Genomic DNA, 17328 nt, shown 5'->3' on the forward strand with positions numbered 1-17328 from the left:
GTTTTTTATTCGAGAAAATCAGCTAAGTGCGCGCGAAATAAATTTCACGCCTACATTAATTAGTAGGCGTCACGCTTGCTTGGCGCGCCTTACATTCAACACCGATCAGCTAAAAACTGACAGCTGAAGGCTGACAACTTGACTAAGCTAGATGCTCTTTTGCCAAATACTCTAACGATTGCATTTCTTGTAGTCGGCTAATACAACGCTTAAATTCAAAATTTAAGTTACCTTCGCTATATAGCTCAGTTATTGGCTTTTCAGCAGAAATAATCAGCGTGACATGGCGCTCGTAAAATTCATCCACTAACGCGATAAAACGACGTGCGGCATCATCATTGGCTTGGCCCAGTGATTTTACGTTAGACAAAATCACCGTGTTATAAAGTCGGCTTATTTCCATGTAATCAACTTGGCTGCGGGCTGTTTCGCATAGTTCACTAAACTCAAACATAGCAATACAGTCAGACACTTTACGGGTTTTGATCATCCGCCCTTCAATTTCAATTTCTTTATCGAGCACACCCGGCTCAGGTGACAACTTATCGAAGTATTCAAATAAATTATCATCAGCTTGCTTATCAAGCGGACTATGGAAAATTTCGGCTTGCTCAAGGGTACGTAAACGATAATCAACCCCCGAGTCCACATTTACGATTTCGGTGTTGGCTTTTACCAGCTCAATTGCTGGTAAGAAACGCGCACGTTGTAAACCATTTCGATACAGGTCATCAGGCACGATGTTTGACGTCGCAACCAGCACAATGCCACGTTCAAATAATGCTTCCATCAAACCACCTAGTAGCATTGCATCAGTGATATCTTGTACAAAAAATTCATCAAAACAGATAATATCTGTCTCTGATTTAAAGATATCTGCAACTACATTTAATGGATTACTGGTATTTTTTAACTTTTTCAGCTCATCATGCACGCGATGCATAAAACGGTGAAAGTGCACACGCATCTTACGATCAGTAGGTAAAGCTTCGTAGAAAGTATCAACTAAATAGGTCTTACCTCTACCTACTCCGCCCCAAAAATACAGCCCTTTTATACTTGGCGTGCTATCTTTAGAGAATAGTTTGGCAAACCACCCCTTCGCGGCCGGTTTGTCTGCCGTTAGGTCATCATAGAGTCTTTGCAAATGGCGCACTGCATTTTCTTGCGCTGCATCATGTACAAAGTCTTCACGTTGTAAATCTTGTTGGTATTTCTGCCAAGGAGTCATAGGTCGTTACAATAAAACACAGTTAAATTTGCACAGTATATTAACACGCATCGTATCTCAGGGTATATTAGCCCGCAGTATGATTTCACAATCAAATTAAGCATATTTTAATAATGATTGGACTATAAATGCTTTTAAAGTATTTGTTTTTGTTATTTTTTCCCAAAGGGGTAGATTTATGGGCACAATTACCTGGATAGGTATTCTAATCATCGTTGCAATTTCAGCATTCTTCATTGGTGCTTTTGTAACCAAAAAACAATTTAAGCAAGACGAACTAGAACAACAAGTCGAGCAAGCTAACAATGCGCTTGAACAATATCGTCAAGATGTAGCTGATCATCTAGCGAGCACAGGTAAGCTAGTATCTAAAATGAAAGATAACTACGACCAGCTACTGAACCATGTAGAAGAAACAAATAAACTACTACTTGCTGATAAAAAACAGCATCCAAATGAGCCTTTCTTTTCTAAAGAAACGACTGAGCAATTACAAAACTCATTACAAGACCGCAGAGGCGATCGTTCAAGTGCTGAAGCTCAGCCTGCTGACTATGTTGTTGGTGAAACGGGCCTGTTCACTGGCTCAGAGAAAGTTTCAGAACATTCTAAAGCCTCTTGATGAACTTTTTTTTGACCCCATAGTCTTTAGATATAACAGCTTTATATCTAAACCAAGAAAAGGGCTGCTTATGCAGCCCTTTTTAGTTTTTGCTTTATCTCTGAAGTGGAGTAAACCCAGACTATGAAAATGAAATTATCTGTTATCAGTGCTGCTATTTTATCTTCTAGCTTATTATTAAGCCCTGCAATTTCAATGGCAAAACTTCCTGTTGCTGTAAATGGTCAACAATTGCCAACCCTCGCACCTATGCTTGAACAGATCACACCGGGTGTGGTGAGTATTCAAGTGTCAGGCTCTAAAGAAGTTCGCCGCCGTGCGACTCCTTTTGATGACTTTTTTGGTGTTCCTCGTGGTGGCAGTCAAAAGCGTGAATTTAGTGGCCTAGGCTCAGGTGTGATCATTGATGCAGACGAAGGTTACGTGGTAACCAATAATCATGTTATCGAAGATGCCGAAAAAATGGTGGTGACCTTAGAAGATGGTCGCGAATATGAAGCAACTAAAATCGGTAGCGACAAAGAATCAGATATTGCCTTATTGCAAATTGATGCAGAGGACTTAACCGCGCTTAAAATTGCCGATTCGGATCAGTTACGTGTAGGTGATTTTGCAGTTGCCATTGGTAATCCATTTGGTTTAAGTCACACAGTAACATCAGGTATCGTCAGTGCCCTTGGCCGTAGCGGTTTAAATATAGAAGGCTATGAAGACTTTATTCAAACCGATGCAGCTATTAACCAAGGCAACTCAGGCGGTGCGTTAGTTAACCTTAACGGTGAACTGATTGGTATCAACACCGCTATCTTAGGCGCATCTGGCGGTAACGTGGGCATTGGCTTTGCAATTCCATCTACCATGATGAAAAACCTTGTTGACCAAATTATCGAACACGGCGAAGTACGTCGCGGTTCGTTAGGTATTTCGGGACGCCCACTTGATGCAGGCCTTGCTAAAGCACAACAACTTGACGTGAAGCAAGGCGCTTACGTTATGCAAGTAATGGATGATACCGCAGCAAGTAAAGCGGGTATCAAAGCCGGTGATGTAATTATTAGCGTCGATGGCACCGAAATTAGTGGCTTCCATGAACTACGCAGTAAAATTGCCACACTTGGTGAAGGCAAAAAAGTAAAACTGGGCATTTACCGAGATGGCAAAGTTAAAACTGTAAATGTCACACTCGATGGTGCATCAGCAACTACTGCCGCTGGCGAAGAGACACACCCAGCTTTCCAAGGTGCAACATTAGAAAACACTCAGAAGAGTGATGGAAAAGGGGTTGAAGTAACCGGCGTGCAAGCACGTTCTCCTGCTGCTCGTGTTGGCCTTGAAGAAGGTGACGTGATCATGCAAGTTAACCGTCAACGCGTTGAAACAATCCGCGACATGAATAAGATCATCGAAAATACCAAAGGTAACATCGTACTAGGTGTTAAACGCGGTAGAGAGCTTATTTTCGTACTGATCCAGTAAACCTAGTTGATAAATCATGAAAAAATAACAGCGGTGCTTGCCGCTGTTATTTTTTTTGTGCCATCATTAAGGGATTGCTCACTGATAATAAGAATACTGTGCTAAAACTTTTTAAATTTATCCTTCCTCCGCTTTTCACCGGTTTAGGCATTGCCTTTTTAGTGGTGTTATTTAGCCCAAGCCTTCGTAGCACACTGTTACCAGATATGAATTTACCTGCGGCGATATCATCAGAGCACATGAGCTTTGCTGATGCAGTGCAAAAAGCAGCACCTTCGGTTGTTACTATTTTTTCAGAAAGCATTTCCAATCAACCGCGCTATAAACGCCAAAACACCGTTCAAGCTCTTGGCTCCGGCGTGATCATGACCCAAGACGGCTATATTCTTACTAACTACCATGTAATCAAAAATGCCGATCTCATTATCGTTACACTCGCTGATGGCCGTCGCTTTTATGATGTACAAGTGATTGGTTTTGATACTCAAACAGATTTAGCGCTATTAAAGATCAGCGCTGAGCATTTACCAAAAATTCCAGTGAACGATAAATTTAAGCCACGTGTTGGTGATGTTGTTTTAGCGATTGGTAACCCACTTAACTTAGGCCAAACCATTACCCAAGGTATTATCAGTGCGACGGGTAAACAAAATTTAATCGATAGCCCTTACAGCAGCCTGTTACAGATGGATGCTGCGATTAACGTAGGTAACTCAGGTGGCGCGTTAGTCAATTCACGAGGTGACTTAGTCGGTATTACCTCGGCGCAATTTAAAACTCATGAAAATCTCGATATTCAGGGTATCTTCTTTGCGGTACCTTACTCGATTGCCAAAGATGTGATGGATAAGCTAATCAAACATGGTCGTGTAGTCCGTGGCTATTTAGGCTTCAGTGGCACAGGTATTGATAGCACGGGCAAAGATGTAAGTGATAGCTTTACACCTGTTGCAGGAATGCGTATTTCTCAACTTGATCCATTTGGCCCAGCTTGGAAAGCAGGCATCAGAGAAACTGACATTGTAATCAAAATTGGCGGTATTCCTGTAGCAAACCCACAACAAGTGCTTGAGAAACTAGCGAATACAGAGCCAGGTAAAGAACTTGAATTTGAGATTTACCGCGATGGTAAGGTCTTAAAAGTGATGGTAACTGTTGCAGAACTCGAAGACGAGCAGTAGTTACTGAAACAACACAGATATAAAAAAGGCCTAACTGATGTTAGGCCTTTTTTGTAAGTCTTAGCGATTAGCTTGAACGGCGCTTGATATTGGCACCCAGCGCACTCAACTTATCTTCAATGCGTTGATAACCACGATCTACGTGATAGATGCGGTCAACAATAGTCTCACCTTGAGCAACGATGCCAGTAAGAATTAGACTTGCAGAGGCACGTAAATCAGTTGCCATTACCTGTGCGCCCGATAAGCTTTCTGTATCCCCACAAATTGCTGTATTACCTTCTAAGCGAATGTTTGCGCCCATACGCTGTAACTCTGGCACGTGCATAAAACGGTTTTCGAAAATCGTTTCTGTGATGGTTGCACTGCCCTTCGCTACCACATTTAAAGCTGTAAATTGCGCTTGCATATCGGTAGGGAAACCCGGGTGTGGCATAGTCTTAATGTTAACCGCTTTTAGTTCGCGGCCACGCATATCAAGGTAAATGCTGTTATCAGTGACTTCAACCAAGGCATTGGTAGCACGCAACTTTTCAATCACAGGATCAAGACTATGGTGGTCTGTATTTTTACAAAGTACTTCACCGCCAGCCATTGCCGCCGCAACCAAGAAAGTGCCTGTTTCAATGCGATCGGGAAGAATGCTGTATTCACAACCCGATAGTGACTCAACCCCTTCAATTTCGATACGGCTAGTGCCTGCACCACTGATCTTCGCCCCCATCGCAATTAAGCAATTAGCAAGATCGGTAATTTCAGGTTCGCGAGCTGCATTTTCCAGTACAGTTTTACCGTCAGCCAGCGTTGCTGCCATTAGTAAGTTTTCTGTTGCGCCAACACTGACCATCTCCATAAAGATCTCAGCGCCTTTTAAGCGACCATCAACCTTGGCATTAATGTAACCATTTTCAACCTTGATGATAGCGCCCATGCGCTCAAGACCTTGAATATGGATATCAACTGGGCGAGCACCAATTGCACAACCACCTGGCAGTGATACTTGCGCTTCACCAAAACGGGCAACTAAAGGGCCTAATGCAAGCACTGAGGCACGCATTTGCTTTACCAACTCATACGGTGCAAGTGTTTTATCAACCGTCGCACCATCAATGATTAGCTTGTCTTGCTGCCACTCGACATTTGCACCCAGTGTTTTTAACAAGGCTTCTGTGGTGCCGATATCGCGTAAACGAGGAACATTACTAAAGGTACTTTTTCCCTGCCCTAAAAGCGCAGCAAAAAGAATTGGAAGAGCGGCATTTTTAGCGCCAGAAATAGTGACTTCACCTGCCAGCGAGGTGCCACCTTGAATAACAAATTGATCCATTAGGAGGCCCTGCGACTATTGAGGTAAAATAAATTTTTGTTCGCGTTTCCATTCAGTCGGTGTGAACGCTTTGATAGATACAGCGTGGATTGTACCGTCTGAGATTGTTGACATTAACGGAGCATAAACCAACTGTTGCTTCTTCACGCGAGATAAACCATCAAAACACTCACCAACAGCAATCACTTCATAGTGGCTACCATTTGCTTTAACAATCACTTCATCTAGTTTTAGTTCGTCGCGTAATAACGTTTCGACTTGGCTTGTTTCCATAAATCTCACTCAAATAGGTTTGTGACCTGACCCAACTGCATTAAATTTTGCAATTGTTCAGGGCTATTTTGCAGTTCAAGGTGAATACCTTGCTGCTTTAATTCTGCGAAAGAGTGAATTAACCAAGCTAAGCCCGCCGTGTCAACCCTAGATAGCCCAGAAAGGTCAAAATACCATGTTTTATGGCTAGAATCTGGCTTGGCGTTCAGAAGGCGTTCACGGCCAATTGAATTTCGAGTCAGTTCGCCACTGACTCGAAACTGGTTATCTTCAAGTTGAGTAATCTCGACTTTACTCATCGCCACCATCACCTCTAAATTGCACTGGCAGTTGGCTCTTCTGCTCTAGTAAGTCACTTACATAATCTAGACCATGTTGGCGTAAAATACCTTGTAATTCACTTTGTTTAGCATCAAGCAAACTAATACCCTCTGCTATCATATCGTACGCGCCCCAGTCACCACTGCGGTCTTCACGTACTTTAAAGTCGATTCTGATATCAGGTTTACCGGCTTCAACAATCTTAGTTTTAACAACCACCACATCTTGGCCTTTGAAAGGCTGAGGCGGAGCAAACTCAACGCTTTGATTAGTGTATTGAGTAAACACACCTGCGTAAGTAGCAATTAAATACTTTTGAAAAACGTCAATGAAGCGTTGTAACTCTTTAATCGCTTTCGCTTTTTCCTCTTTATCTTCGATAGCACGAACCTTTGACACGTGATTACCTAGTACGCGCAGTGCAGCATACTTGTAGTCAATGTAAGGCATTAGCTCTTCTTGTACGATAACGCGAAGATGCTCTTTGTCTTTCGCAATAAGAGGTTGATCTTTCGTAATACGAGCAAAAGTATTATCTGACACTGTACGAACCATTTTGTACGGGTCTTTTAAATCAACCTTAGGTTCAGCGGCTTGTGCGTTTAGGCTAAACAGCACAGCAATACATAATAAAAACTTCTTAAACATAATTATTCACCACCCTGGTTGAATAAGAACTGACCGATTAACTCTTCTAAAACAAGCGCTGATTTCGTATCAGTAATGTAGTCACCATCTGCAAGCGCTTTACTCTCAACACCAAATAAATCATCTAGATCTGTATCATGCTCACTTGCTGTTACATCTTCACCCATACAGCGTTGCTCAGCAGATTCAGGAGCAATAACAGGGTTAATGCCTAAGTACTGCTCACCTAAAATACCTGATGTCAAAATAGAGATTGATGTTGTGTCTGAAAACTTACATAAGTAATTTGCATCAATCGCCATATTTACCACAGGCACAAACTCTTTTGGGTGAATAAAGATTGATTCAACTCGGCCAACAACTACACCACCTACTTTAATCGGCGCACGAGCTTTTAAAGAACCAATGTTTTCAAACTTTGCGTTCAGTTGGTAAGTCTCACCACTACCACTAATGCCGGCATTCGCAACTTTAAATGCTAATAATGCAAATGCAGCGATACCAAGGGCTACAAAAAAGCCAACTAATATTTCTAATTTCCGTGAATTCATCTTTATACCCTAATTAGCTGGTAAACATTACCGCTGTTAAAATAAAGTCAAAACCTAATACTGCCAATGACGAGTGCACAACGGTTTCTGTTGTCGCTTTACTGATCCCCTCAGATGTAGGAACACAGTCATAGCCTTTGTAAAGTGCAATCCAAGTCACAATCATGGCGAATACAAAACTCTTAATCATGCCGTTCACAATATCTTGTTGGAACGACACTTGCGCTTGCATGATTGACCAGAAGCTTCCTGAGTCAACACCAAGCCAATCAACACCCACTAAATGAGCGCCGATAATAGCAACCGCAGAAAATATTAATGCAAGTAATGGCATACTGATAAAACCAGCCCAAAAACGCGGTGCAATAATGCGTTTAAGTGGATCAATCGCCATCATTTCTAAACTTGATAATTGCTCGGTTGCTTTCATTAAACCAATTTCAGCAGTAAGTGCACTGCCCGCGCGGCCTGCAAACAGTAACGCTGTTACTACAGGGCCTAACTCACGTAATAAGCTCAATGCCACTAAAGGCCCTAAGCTATCTTCAGCACCATAGCCTACTAATACGGTGTAACCCTGCAGGGCGAGCACCATACCGATGAATAAGCCTGACACCATAATGATTAAAAGAGATTGCGAGCCCACCATATATAATTGGCGAACAAGTAAAGGCGTGCCTTTTTTGAAGTTCGGCACATTAACGAGTGCACCAAACAGCATCTGAGTAGAACGGCCAAGCGCAGCAAAGCGCCCTAATGTTTTGTGACCTAACTTCTGGAATAGATCAAGCATTATGCACTCCTAGTAATTCATCATCATACGCAGGAGCTGGGAAATGGAATGGTACAGGGCCATCCGATAAACCATTTAAGAACTGTTGTACAAGTTCGGATTCATGGTTTTGCATTTGCTCTGGTGAACCTTCGCCTATCACCCCTTGATCAGCAATGATGATCACGTGATCAGCGATGCTCATCACCTCTGTTACATCATGGGTCACAATCAGTGATGATAAACCTAGCACCTCATTCAGTGACTTTATTAGTTTAACTAACACACCCATAGAGATAGGATCTTGGCCAGCAAATGGCTCATCGTACATGATAAGCTCTGGATCAAGAGCAATTGAACGCGCTAAAGCAGCACGGCGAGCCATACCACCAGAAAGCTCAGACGGCATTAAGTCTTGTGCGCCACGTAAGCCGACAGCTTGTAATTTCATTAAAACGACAAGTCGGATTAAATCTTCGCTGAGTTGAGTATGTTCGCGCAAAGGAAAGGCGATATTGTCAAACACTGACATATCGGTAAATAAAGCGCCACTTTGAAACAGCATACTCATTTTGGTGCGGGCAGCATAAAGTTCCTTGCGAGTCATGCCAGGAATGCTGTTGCCTTCAAATAAAATGTCACCAGAATCAGGTTTAAGCTGACCGCCAATTAAGCGCAACATGGTGGTTTTACCAATGCCGCTTGGTCCCATGATAGCGGTAATCTTGCCTTTCGGAATGTTAAAACTCATATTTCTATATATGATTCTATCGCCCCGTGAAAAGGTTACATCCTTGATTTCTACTATTGATTGCGACAAGTCGCTCTCCATAACGTTTTTCACTAGTTTTGCCATTTTAAGGGTTTTTTAGTCAAGATGGAAAAAACAAATCGTAAAATTTTGTAATATTTTCTATCAATAAATTCTAAAGCTAGCTGCAAAGAGCTTAACGACACCTGAAATTTAGTTTCCTTGCTAAGCACGCTTTATGCTCGCCAGCCCATTCTTTTACTTATACTTTCAGGTTCGCTTTTGTTACTATTTGCAGTCATCTGTATAAGTAATGTTGGCGTATCACAATGGTGACTTCTTTTGTCATTTTAATTATTGGTTTTGCTGCACTCGTTTGGAGTGCCGATCGGTTTGTTTATGGGGCGGCTGCACTCGCAAAAAATATGGGGATCCCCACCCTAATCATTGGTTTAACCGTTGTTGCTATGGGCTCATCAGCCCCTGAAATGATGGTATCTGCATCGGCAGCACTTGCTGATAAAACAGATACTGCGGTAGGTAATGCGGTCGGCTCTAACATTACTAACATCTTACTTGTACTTGGTGTCACAGCTTTACTACGCCCTCTTTCAGTATCTTCAATGACACTTAAACGTGAAATGCCGCTGGTCCTGTTAATCTCTGTAGCTGCTTGGTATGTGTTCTCAGATAACTATTTTTCGTTCGCTGAAGGCATTGCCTTGATGATTGCTTTTGCCGTGTTTATTGGTGGCTTAGTTATTGTGTCTCTGCGTGCTAAAAACCAAGATGACCCATTTGTCAGCGAAGCATGTGAAGACGTTCCGAACGATGTAAGCACTAAATCAGCCGTATTTTGGTTAGTCATCGGCATGATTTTATTACCCATTAGTTCACACTTTTTAGTTGAATCAGCCGTTGATATTGCGAAATATTTTGGTCTATCAGACCTTGTAATAGGCTTAACCATTATTGCTATTGGTACCAGCTTACCAGAGCTGGCAGCCTGTATTGCAGGGGTATTAAAAAACGAAGACGATTTAGCGCTTGGGAATATCGTTGGCTCAAACATTTTCAATTTACTCGCCGTATTACCACTTGCGGGTATTATCAATCCATCAGTTATTGACCCTTCTGCGGCAAACCGCGATGCACTTATCATGATTGCAGCAACCGTTGTATTGATTGCCATGTCATTGAACTTTAAAGGTGCTCGTCGTATCAATAGAGTAGAAGGTGGCTTCTTGTTAGTCGCATTTATTGCATATCAGGGCTATATTTTCAGCCAAGTAGGATAATTAATGACACAACCTAGCTTTATCGCGCAGGGTAAGCGCGTACTCGAAATTGAAGCACAAGCTTTACAAGAAATTGAGCAATATATAAATCAAGATTTCGATAACGCTTGCCAATTAATGTTCCAATGTACAGGTCGTATTATTGTGATTGGTATGGGCAAGTCTGGCCACGTTGGTAATAAAATTGCGGCGACCCTTGCAAGTACTGGCACACCGGCATTTTTTGTTCACCCTGGCGAAGCAAGCCATGGTGATTTAGGCATGATCACCCGTGATGATGTGGTAATGTGTATTTCGAACTCAGGTGAGACCAGCGAAGTACTTAGTATTATCCCCGTTATTAAGCGTATTGGCGCAAAGATGATTTCACTCACTGGCAACCCAGACTCAACCATGGCAAAACTGTCTGATGTACATGTGTGCATTAAAGTAAGCCAAGAGGCATGCCCGTTAGGCCTTGCCCCAACTGCAAGTACCACAGCAACCTTGGTGATGGGTGATGCAATGGCGGTTGCGTTACTTGAAACCCGTGGTTTCACAGCCGATGATTTTGCGCTTTCGCACCCGGGTGGCAGCTTAGGTAAACGTTTATTGCTTACATTAGATGATGTGATGCACGCAGGCGACGCCACGCCAATCGTTAGCGAAACCCAAAGCATTAAAGACGCACTAATCGAAATGTCAGCCAAGGGCCTTGGTATGACCGCGGTGATTGGTGCAGATGAAAAGTTAGCCGGATTATTCACTGATGGTGACTTACGCCGTATTTTAGAGCAGCGCATCGATATCCATAATACGGCAATTAGCCAAGTAATGACCCGTTCATGTACAACTGCTCGCCCTGATATGCTTGCAGCTGAAGCTTTAAATATTATGGAACGTAAACGTATCAATGGTTTAATTGTGGTAGATCAAAGTAATACGCCAATTGGTGCCCTTAATATGCAAGACCTATTAAAAGCAGGAGTTCTTTAAGCAATGACATTCGCCGAGCTATACCAGCCTCTTAGCCCTGATGTGAGTCAGCGCGCACAAAAAGTAAAATTGCTAATCTGTGATATAGATGGCGTTTTTTCTGATGGCCGAATTTATATAGGTAATGATGGCGAAGAGCTTAAAGCATTTAATACTAAAGATGGCTTTGGTATTAAAGCGCTCATTAATAGTGGCTTTGAAGTGGCAGTGATTACTGGCCGCCATTCACAAATAGTTCAGCAGCGAATGACTAGCCTAACAGTTCAGCACATTTATCAGGGACAAGAAGATAAGCTGATTGCTTATCAAGAGTTAAAAGATAAACTGGGGCTGACCGATGAACAAATTGCCTATATTGGTGATGATGGTCCAGACTTACCAGTAATGGAAAAAGTAGGGTTTGCTGTTGCTGTAAACGACGCACACCCACTGATTAAAAAGCTGGCTCATTACACCACATTATTACCAGGTGGCTTTGGAGCTGTGCGTGAATTAACTGATTTACTCATGTTAGAAAACGGTAAGCCGTTAACTAGCGATGGAACCAGCGCATGAATATAGCCCGTATTTTACTGAGTATTGTTTTTGTTTGTTGCATGGTGTGGTTATGGTACCCGTACTTTAACCAATCAACAGACACAATAACTAGTGAAGACGAGATCATCGCAACACCTGATTACACCGCAGTGGCGTTAAAGCAAACAGCGTATGACGAGCAAGGCAAAATTAGTCATAAAGTGGCTGCTGCTAAAATGGAGTTGTATCAACAATTAGGGTTTACCTTTTTTGAGCAACCTATTTTTACTATTTATGGCGACCAGCAGGTTTGGCAAGTAAAAGCCAAAGAAGCCACATTGTACGAAAACGATCAGCTGATTTTTGAAGGGGATGTAGTTGCTAAAAACTTAACCCATAACGGCATGATCGAAGATATAAAAGCAGAAAACATTAATGTCGACATTGATAAAATGACCATGTTTTCTAAGCAACCTGTGACACTAACAGGACCGAATTTAAAGATTACCGGTAAAGGCTTAAAAGCCGATTTAAAAACCGAAATTGTTGAGTTAACTAACCATACACGAACCATATACTATGACCAATAAACTGAAGAAATTACTCCTGATCCCAAGCTTATTGATTGCCTTTTCGGGCGCAGCTGCCGAGCAAACTGGCGCTCAAATTAGCATTAGCTCAGATCGCCAAGTAGGTAAACTAAAAGATGGCGTTGGCATATTTGAAGGTAACGTAGAGATCGTGCATGGTAATCGTCGTATTACCGCTGAACGCCTTGAAGCACACGGCGGTGACACCGAAGGTACAGTAGAGTTGATTATTGCCACAGGTAAGCCTGCTTACTTCGAAGAAAAGCAAGCTGATGGCACCGTAATGAGCGCTAGCGCAGAAGAAGTACGTTATGATGTTGCAAAACGCTTCTTAACCTTAAATGGTGAAGCTGAAGTTACTCAAGCAGGTCAAAAAGTAACAGCAAAAAGCATTACCTATGATATGGCACAGCAGCTGATCAGTGCTGAAAAAGACGAAAATTCAACAGATCGTGTACACACTATTTTAGTGCCTGTTGAAAATAAAAAAGATAATAAAGGCCAACCATGAGCACATTAAAAGCAGAGCTTTTAGCTAAAAGCTACAAAGGCCGCCAAGTGGTTAAAAATGTCGGTCTTGAAGTTGAAGCTGGCAGTATTGTTGGCTTGCTTGGTCCAAATGGCGCAGGTAAAACAACGACCTTCTATATGATTGTAGGCCTAGTACCTAGCGACAAAGGTAAAATCAGTATTGATGATAACGATATCACCCTTTTACCAATGCATAGCCGTGCGCGTTTAGGTATTGGCTATCTGCCACAAGAATCGTCAATTTTTCGAAAGTTGACGGTTTACCAAAACTTGATGGCCATTTTAGAAACTCGTAAAGATCTAAATAAAACCACCCGCGAAGAAACACTCAATAGCTTACTTGATGAGTTTAGTATTCAACACATTCGTGACAGCCAAGGTATGGCGCTGTCAGGTGGTGAGCGACGCCGTGTAGAAATTGCTCGCGCATTAGCCGCTAATCCTAAATTTATCCTTTTAGATGAGCCTTTTGCTGGTGTTGATCCAATTTCAGTGTTAGATATAAAGAAAATTATTGAGCACCTAAAAAATCGTGGTATCGGTGTACTAATTACTGACCATAATGTTCGAGAAACCCTTGATGTTTGTGAAAAAGCCTACATTGTTTCTCATGGGGAGCTAATTGCATCAGGCACACCTGAGCACGTATTAGCAGACCAAACTGTACGCGATGTATATCTAGGCGAGCAATTCAGGCTGTAACCATTACGCCAGCGACTAGAGCATCTGCTAGACTTATAACAATGACAATAAATCGATAACTGTGTTTATACAGGTATCGATAACTTAAAAAGGATTGTTAGGGATACATGAGGCAATCATTACAGCTGCGCATGGGCCAGCAACTTACAATGACTCCACAACTGCAACAAGCTATTCGTTTGTTGCAGCTCAGTACATTGGATCTCCAGCAAGAAATTCAAGAAGCGCTTGATAGTAATCCTCTACTTGAAGTGGAAGAAGCGGATTACAACGAAGAAAGCACCGGCAAGAATGAGCAAAAAGCTGAATCTGACGATGTACAAGTCAGCGCGTCTGCCGAAGAAGCACCTAGCGAGTACGAGCAAGAAAGTAGTGATGCTCTCAATAAAGACACCGTAAGCGATGACTTAGCAATGGATGTTACCTGGGATGAGTACATGAGTGCCGCCCCTTCAACATCGTCAGGGCCAATGCCTGAAGATGAATCTATCTATCAGGGAGCATCAACCGAAACCCTTCACGAATACCTGATGTGGCAATTGCAACTCACGCCATTTAGCCCTACTGATGAAGCGATTGCTGTGGCAATTGTAGAAGCTATCGATGACTCAGGTATTTTAACGGTAAGCTGTGAAGATATCGTCGAAAGCTTTAATCAAAATAACGATGAAGAAGAAATCGAACTTGATGAAGTCGAAGCGGTCTTAAAAAGAATTCAGTTATTTGATCCTGTGGGTATTGGCGCGCGCAGTTTACAAGAATGCCTGTGCATTCAGCTACGCCAATTCGATGCCGATACGCCATATTTAGCTGAAACTAAAATGGTTTTATCTGAGCATATCGAATTATTAGCGAGTCGCGACTATCGAACTTTGATGAAAAAGACTAAGCTTAAAGAAAATGAGCTTAAAGAAGTGATGACGCTTATTCACAGCTTAAATCCTAAGCCTGCGGATAGCATAGTACGCGAAGAATCTGAGTACGTTATACCTGATGTATCAGTGAAAAAAGTGAAAGGCCGCTGGGTAGTCGAGTTAAACCCAGATTGTATGCCAAAGATTAGAGTGAACAGCCAATATGCGGCGATGTCTCGCTCTGTTAAATCAAGTAGCGACAGCCAATTTATTCGCTCTCACTTACAAGAAGCAAAGTGGTTTATTAAGAGCTTAGAAAGCCGTAACGATACGCTATTAAAAGTGACCAACTGTATCGTTCAACAACAACAAGCTTTCTTTGAGCATGGCCCTGAGGCAATGAAGCCGATGGTGCTAAATGATGTTGCTGAAATGGTCGAAATGCATGAATCGACGATTTCACGGGTAACAACGCAAAAATATATGCATACCCCACGGGGTATTTTTGAGTTGAAATATTTCTTCTCAAGCCATGTCAGCACCGAAAATGGTGGTGAGTGTTCTTCTACAGCAATACGCGCTTTAATCAAGAAGTTAGTCGCTGCAGAAAACTCAGCTAAACCATTGAGTGATAGCAAAATTGCAGATATATTGGCTGAGCAAGGAATTAAAGTAGCTAGACGTACAATTGCAAAATATCGTGAGTCTCTAGCAATACCTCCGTCTAATCAGCGTAAGAGTCTGATTTAGACGTTTTACATAGAAGGAAAAATGCTTATGCAACTAAATTTAACTGGTCGTCATGTAGAAATCACAGATTCATTAAGAGACTATGTAAACACCAAGTTTGCGAAACTAGAAAGGCATTTTGACCATATTAATAATGTTCATGTCATTCTAGATGTAGAAAAATTAAGCCAAAAAGCAGAAGCAACTTTACATGTAAACGGAGGCGAATTGTTCGCTTCTACAGAACATCAAGATATGTACGCAGCCATTGACTCACTGATCGATAAACTTGATCGCCAAGTCATTAAACACAAAGAGAAATTAGCTCGACATTAAATTATGAAACTAAGTTCACTTACTAACCAGGACTGCAGCAAAGCTGCGGTCCTTTTTAATAGCAAAAAAAGAATTCTTGAATATATCAGCGAACTGGCCCACCAGCAGCTTCCTCATTTATCGCAACAAGATATCCTAGATGCTTTACTCAACCGAGAAAAACTAGGTAGCACCGGCATTGGCCGAGGTATTGCTATTCCACATGGCCGAATGAGCGGCGCAGATGAGCCTCATGCATTTGTGATAGTGAGTGAATCCCCTATTAATTTTGATGCAATTGATAATCGTCCAGTTGATATTTTTGTGGCACTCATCGTACCAGATGGTGACTGTCAGCTTCACCTAAAGACCTTATCAACAATTGCTGATAGACTTAAAGATAAAGAATTTTGTAAACAGCTGCGTAGTGCTACTACCGATCAGCAACTGTTTCAGGTCATATCAGCAGAGGCATAAATGGAATTAATAATTATCAGCGGTCGCTCAGGCTCAGGTAAATCGGTCGCTTTACGAGTACTTGAAGACTTAGGCTATTATTGCGTTGATAATATTCCGGTTAATTTACTGCCTTCGCTCGTACGAAGTGTGTCTGATAACTACGATAAAATAGCGGTCAGCATCGACGTGCGTAACTTACCGAAAGAGCAGCAAGAATTTAATGATATTCTTGAGTACCTGCCAGGTTTCGCAAACCCAACACTATTCTATTTAGACAGTGATGACCAAACTCTGATCAAGCGCTTTTCAGAAACACGCCGCTTGCATCCACTATCTATTGATTCTTTGCCGCTTGATCTGGCCATTAAACAAGAAAAAATCCTGCTTGATGTGTTGATCACTCGCGCTGACTTTATGATTGATACCACTGATCTGAGTGTTCATCAGTTAGCAGAATCAATTCGCGAAAAGATTTTAGGTAAAAAAGATAAAAAGCTGATTATTACTTTTATGTCGTTTGGCTTTAAGCATGGTATTCCAAAAGAAGCTGACTACGTTTTTGATGCACGCTTTTTACCTAACCCACACTGGGAACCTGATTTAAAGCCACTAACCGGCCTTGATCAACCAGTAAAAGATTACCTAGCTAGCCACAGCATAGTACAAAAGTTCACGTGGCAAATACAAACCTTTGTGCAAACTTGGTTACCGCACTTAGAGCGCAATAACCGCAGTTACCTGACTATTGCTATTGGCTGTACCGGTGGCCAACATCGCTCTGTTTACTTAGCGCAAACAATTGGTGAGAGCTTTGCCAAAAGCCATGCTAATGTAAAAATTCGCCACCGCGAACAAGACATTTAATTAGGCACCAACAATGCACGCTGAAGATACCTTTTTAATTCAAAATAAACTTGGCTTACATGCTCGTGCTGCTACTGTTTTAGCGCAATTAGCACTGCAATTTGATGCCAAAATTACGCTTTATCAAGATGATAAAGAAGCTGAAGGCGACAGCGTGTTAGCATTAATGCTACTTGAAAGTAGTCAGGGTAAAGAAGTTCGCGTTGTATGCGAAGGCCCTGACGCCGATGCTGCATTAACGGCAATCGGCGAATTAATTGCACAACGCTTCCACGAGCAAGAATAGCATTTGCTAAGACTTCAAGGTTTACGGTAAACTTAATTCGGATATTTAAAATTCCC

The 17328-nt window shown here is 42.0% G+C and carries 22 protein-coding genes; 14 read left to right on the forward strand and 8 right to left on the reverse strand.

Annotation, left to right across the window (positions count from 1 at the left end):
• Positions 1-142: 142 nt before the first annotated feature.
• Positions 143-1231 carry a cell division protein ZapE gene (zapE, locus tag PASHI_RS17605; protein WP_058585925.1) on the reverse strand — a complete coding sequence of 363 codons (1089 nt, stop codon included), beginning with the start codon at positions 1229-1231 and terminating at the stop codon, positions 143-145.
• A gap of 178 nt (positions 1232-1409) precedes the next feature.
• Between zapE and PASHI_RS17610 the strand changes: the two genes are divergently transcribed.
• The 3 genes from PASHI_RS17610 (at position 1410) to PASHI_RS17620 (ending at position 4510) form a co-directional block, all read left to right on the forward strand.
• Positions 1410-1853 (forward strand): Z-ring associated ZapG family protein, encoded by a 444-nt coding sequence (locus PASHI_RS17610; protein ID WP_055020791.1) that lies wholly within the window; start codon positions 1410-1412, stop codon positions 1851-1853.
• Between the two features lie 123 nt (positions 1854-1976).
• Positions 1977-3329, forward strand: coding sequence for a Do family serine endopeptidase (locus tag PASHI_RS17615; protein WP_054561091.1), 1353 nt, complete (start codon positions 1977-1979; stop codon positions 3327-3329).
• A 98-nt stretch (positions 3330-3427) separates the two neighbouring features.
• Complete coding sequence (locus PASHI_RS17620) at positions 3428-4510, forward strand: trypsin-like peptidase domain-containing protein (protein ID WP_055020793.1); 1083 nt, start codon at positions 3428-3430, stop codon at positions 4508-4510.
• Between the two features lie 67 nt (positions 4511-4577).
• Here the strand turns inward: PASHI_RS17620 and murA are convergent, their stop codons facing one another.
• Genes murA through PASHI_RS17655 form a run of 7 tightly spaced genes read right to left on the reverse strand, consistent with a single transcriptional unit; the run spans position 4578 to position 9234 of the window.
• A complete protein-coding gene (gene murA / locus PASHI_RS17625; protein WP_055199193.1) occupies positions 4578-5837 on the reverse strand; it encodes a UDP-N-acetylglucosamine 1-carboxyvinyltransferase in 1260 nt (419 codons plus the stop codon).
• 15 nt (positions 5838-5852) lie between these two features.
• Positions 5853-6110, reverse strand: coding sequence for a BolA family protein (locus PASHI_RS17630; protein WP_054554171.1), 258 nt, complete (start codon positions 6108-6110; stop codon positions 5853-5855).
• A gap of 5 nt (positions 6111-6115) precedes the next feature.
• The gene (locus PASHI_RS17635; protein WP_054561094.1) at positions 6116-6409 is read right to left on the reverse strand and encodes an STAS domain-containing protein; all 294 of its coding nucleotides are present in this window, start codon (positions 6407-6409) and stop codon (positions 6116-6118) included.
• Entirely contained in the window at positions 6402-7079 is a 678-nt protein-coding gene (locus PASHI_RS17640; RefSeq protein WP_062566527.1) for an MlaC/ttg2D family ABC transporter substrate-binding protein, read from the reverse strand. Before PASHI_RS17640 ends, PASHI_RS17635 begins: the two co-directional genes overlap by 8 nt.
• A gap of 2 nt (positions 7080-7081) precedes the next feature.
• Positions 7082-7630, reverse strand: coding sequence for an outer membrane lipid asymmetry maintenance protein MlaD (mlaD, locus tag PASHI_RS17645; protein ID WP_054561096.1), 549 nt, complete (start codon positions 7628-7630; stop codon positions 7082-7084).
• Positions 7631-7643: 13 nt separating this feature from the next.
• Positions 7644-8423 (reverse strand): lipid asymmetry maintenance ABC transporter permease subunit MlaE, encoded by a 780-nt coding sequence (gene mlaE / locus PASHI_RS17650; RefSeq protein ID WP_054554167.1) that lies wholly within the window; start codon positions 8421-8423, stop codon positions 7644-7646.
• On the reverse strand, positions 8416-9234 hold the full coding sequence (locus tag PASHI_RS17655) for an ATP-binding cassette domain-containing protein (RefSeq protein ID WP_082710978.1): 819 nt from the start codon (positions 9232-9234) through the stop codon (positions 8416-8418). The genes mlaE and PASHI_RS17655 overlap by 8 nt, the downstream gene beginning before the upstream one ends.
• Positions 9235-9482: 248 nt before the next feature.
• On the opposite strand from PASHI_RS17655, the gene PASHI_RS17660 reads away from it, so the two are divergent.
• The 11 genes from PASHI_RS17660 (at position 9483) to PASHI_RS17710 (ending at position 17272) form a co-directional block, all read left to right on the forward strand.
• Complete coding sequence (locus tag PASHI_RS17660) at positions 9483-10451, forward strand: calcium/sodium antiporter (protein WP_062566528.1); 969 nt, start codon at positions 9483-9485, stop codon at positions 10449-10451.
• Between the two features lie 3 nt (positions 10452-10454).
• A complete protein-coding gene (locus PASHI_RS17665; protein WP_062566529.1) occupies positions 10455-11426 on the forward strand; it encodes a KpsF/GutQ family sugar-phosphate isomerase in 972 nt (323 codons plus the stop codon).
• Positions 11427-11429: 3 nt separating this feature from the next.
• Positions 11430-11981, forward strand: coding sequence for a 3-deoxy-manno-octulosonate-8-phosphatase KdsC (gene kdsC / locus PASHI_RS17670; RefSeq protein ID WP_062566530.1), 552 nt, complete (start codon positions 11430-11432; stop codon positions 11979-11981).
• Complete coding sequence (gene lptC, locus PASHI_RS17675; RefSeq protein ID WP_062566531.1) at positions 11978-12532, forward strand: LPS export ABC transporter periplasmic protein LptC; 555 nt, start codon at positions 11978-11980, stop codon at positions 12530-12532. The genes kdsC and lptC overlap by 4 nt, the downstream gene beginning before the upstream one ends.
• The gene (gene lptA, locus PASHI_RS17680) at positions 12522-13043 is read left to right on the forward strand and encodes a lipopolysaccharide transport periplasmic protein LptA (RefSeq protein ID WP_062566532.1); all 522 of its coding nucleotides are present in this window, start codon (positions 12522-12524) and stop codon (positions 13041-13043) included. Before lptC ends, lptA begins: the two co-directional genes overlap by 11 nt.
• Positions 13040-13765 carry an LPS export ABC transporter ATP-binding protein gene (gene lptB / locus PASHI_RS17685; protein ID WP_062566533.1) on the forward strand — a complete coding sequence of 242 codons (726 nt, stop codon included), beginning with the start codon at positions 13040-13042 and terminating at the stop codon, positions 13763-13765. Before lptA ends, lptB begins: the two co-directional genes overlap by 4 nt.
• Positions 13766-13872: 107 nt before the next feature.
• Complete coding sequence (locus PASHI_RS17690; RefSeq protein WP_054561104.1) at positions 13873-15369, forward strand: RNA polymerase factor sigma-54; 1497 nt, start codon at positions 13873-13875, stop codon at positions 15367-15369.
• A 27-nt stretch (positions 15370-15396) separates the two neighbouring features.
• Entirely contained in the window at positions 15397-15684 is a 288-nt protein-coding gene (hpf, locus tag PASHI_RS17695) for a ribosome hibernation promoting factor (RefSeq protein WP_036971325.1), read from the forward strand.
• Between the two features lie 3 nt (positions 15685-15687).
• Positions 15688-16140 carry a PTS IIA-like nitrogen regulatory protein PtsN gene (gene ptsN / locus PASHI_RS17700; protein WP_054561106.1) on the forward strand — a complete coding sequence of 151 codons (453 nt, stop codon included), beginning with the start codon at positions 15688-15690 and terminating at the stop codon, positions 16138-16140.
• Positions 16141-16986 carry an RNase adapter RapZ gene (gene rapZ / locus PASHI_RS17705; RefSeq protein WP_054561107.1) on the forward strand — a complete coding sequence of 282 codons (846 nt, stop codon included), beginning with the start codon at positions 16141-16143 and terminating at the stop codon, positions 16984-16986.
• A gap of 13 nt (positions 16987-16999) precedes the next feature.
• On the forward strand, positions 17000-17272 hold the full coding sequence (locus PASHI_RS17710) for an HPr family phosphocarrier protein (RefSeq protein ID WP_054561108.1): 273 nt from the start codon (positions 17000-17002) through the stop codon (positions 17270-17272).
• Positions 17273-17328 lie beyond the last annotated feature (56 nt).

Origin of the sequence: Pseudoalteromonas shioyasakiensis, from assembly GCF_001550135.1 — a bacterium.
Taxonomy (GTDB): Bacteria; Pseudomonadota; Gammaproteobacteria; order Enterobacterales; family Alteromonadaceae; genus Pseudoalteromonas; species Pseudoalteromonas shioyasakiensis.

Excerpts from the sequence above, each read along its gene's own strand:
- zapE (WP_058585925.1), bottom strand. The coding sequence starts at position 1,231 with ATGACTCCTTGGCAGAAATACCAACAAGATTTACAACGTGAAGACTTT.
- PASHI_RS17610 (WP_055020791.1), top strand. The coding sequence starts at position 1,410 with ATGGGCACAATTACCTGGATAGGTATTCTAATCATCGTTGCAATTTCA.
- PASHI_RS17615 (WP_054561091.1), top strand. The coding sequence starts at position 1,977 with ATGAAAATGAAATTATCTGTTATCAGTGCTGCTATTTTATCTTCTAGC.
- murA (WP_055199193.1), bottom strand. The coding sequence starts at position 5,837 with ATGGATCAATTTGTTATTCAAGGTGGCACCTCGCTGGCAGGTGAAGTC.
- PASHI_RS17630 (WP_054554171.1), bottom strand. The coding sequence starts at position 6,110 with ATGGAAACAAGCCAAGTCGAAACGTTATTACGCGACGAACTAAAACTA.
- PASHI_RS17635 (WP_054561094.1), bottom strand. The coding sequence starts at position 6,409 with ATGAGTAAAGTCGAGATTACTCAACTTGAAGATAACCAGTTTCGAGTC.
- PASHI_RS17640 (WP_062566527.1), bottom strand. The coding sequence starts at position 7,079 with ATGTTTAAGAAGTTTTTATTATGTATTGCTGTGCTGTTTAGCCTAAAC.
- mlaD (WP_054561096.1), bottom strand. The coding sequence starts at position 7,630 with ATGAATTCACGGAAATTAGAAATATTAGTTGGCTTTTTTGTAGCCCTT.
- mlaE (WP_054554167.1), bottom strand. The coding sequence starts at position 8,423 with ATGCTTGATCTATTCCAGAAGTTAGGTCACAAAACATTAGGGCGCTTT.
- PASHI_RS17655 (WP_082710978.1), bottom strand. The coding sequence starts at position 9,234 with ATGGAGAGCGACTTGTCGCAATCAATAGTAGAAATCAAGGATGTAACC.
- PASHI_RS17660 (WP_062566528.1), top strand. The coding sequence starts at position 9,483 with ATGGTGACTTCTTTTGTCATTTTAATTATTGGTTTTGCTGCACTCGTT.
- PASHI_RS17665 (WP_062566529.1), top strand. The coding sequence starts at position 10,455 with ATGACACAACCTAGCTTTATCGCGCAGGGTAAGCGCGTACTCGAAATT.
- kdsC (WP_062566530.1), top strand. The coding sequence starts at position 11,430 with ATGACATTCGCCGAGCTATACCAGCCTCTTAGCCCTGATGTGAGTCAG.
- lptC (WP_062566531.1), top strand. The coding sequence starts at position 11,978 with ATGAATATAGCCCGTATTTTACTGAGTATTGTTTTTGTTTGTTGCATG.
- lptA (WP_062566532.1), top strand. The coding sequence starts at position 12,522 with ATGACCAATAAACTGAAGAAATTACTCCTGATCCCAAGCTTATTGATT.
- lptB (WP_062566533.1), top strand. The coding sequence starts at position 13,040 with ATGAGCACATTAAAAGCAGAGCTTTTAGCTAAAAGCTACAAAGGCCGC.
- PASHI_RS17690 (WP_054561104.1), top strand. The coding sequence starts at position 13,873 with ATGAGGCAATCATTACAGCTGCGCATGGGCCAGCAACTTACAATGACT.
- hpf (WP_036971325.1), top strand. The coding sequence starts at position 15,397 with ATGCAACTAAATTTAACTGGTCGTCATGTAGAAATCACAGATTCATTA.
- ptsN (WP_054561106.1), top strand. The coding sequence starts at position 15,688 with ATGAAACTAAGTTCACTTACTAACCAGGACTGCAGCAAAGCTGCGGTC.
- rapZ (WP_054561107.1), top strand. The coding sequence starts at position 16,141 with ATGGAATTAATAATTATCAGCGGTCGCTCAGGCTCAGGTAAATCGGTC.
- PASHI_RS17710 (WP_054561108.1), top strand. The coding sequence starts at position 17,000 with ATGCACGCTGAAGATACCTTTTTAATTCAAAATAAACTTGGCTTACAT.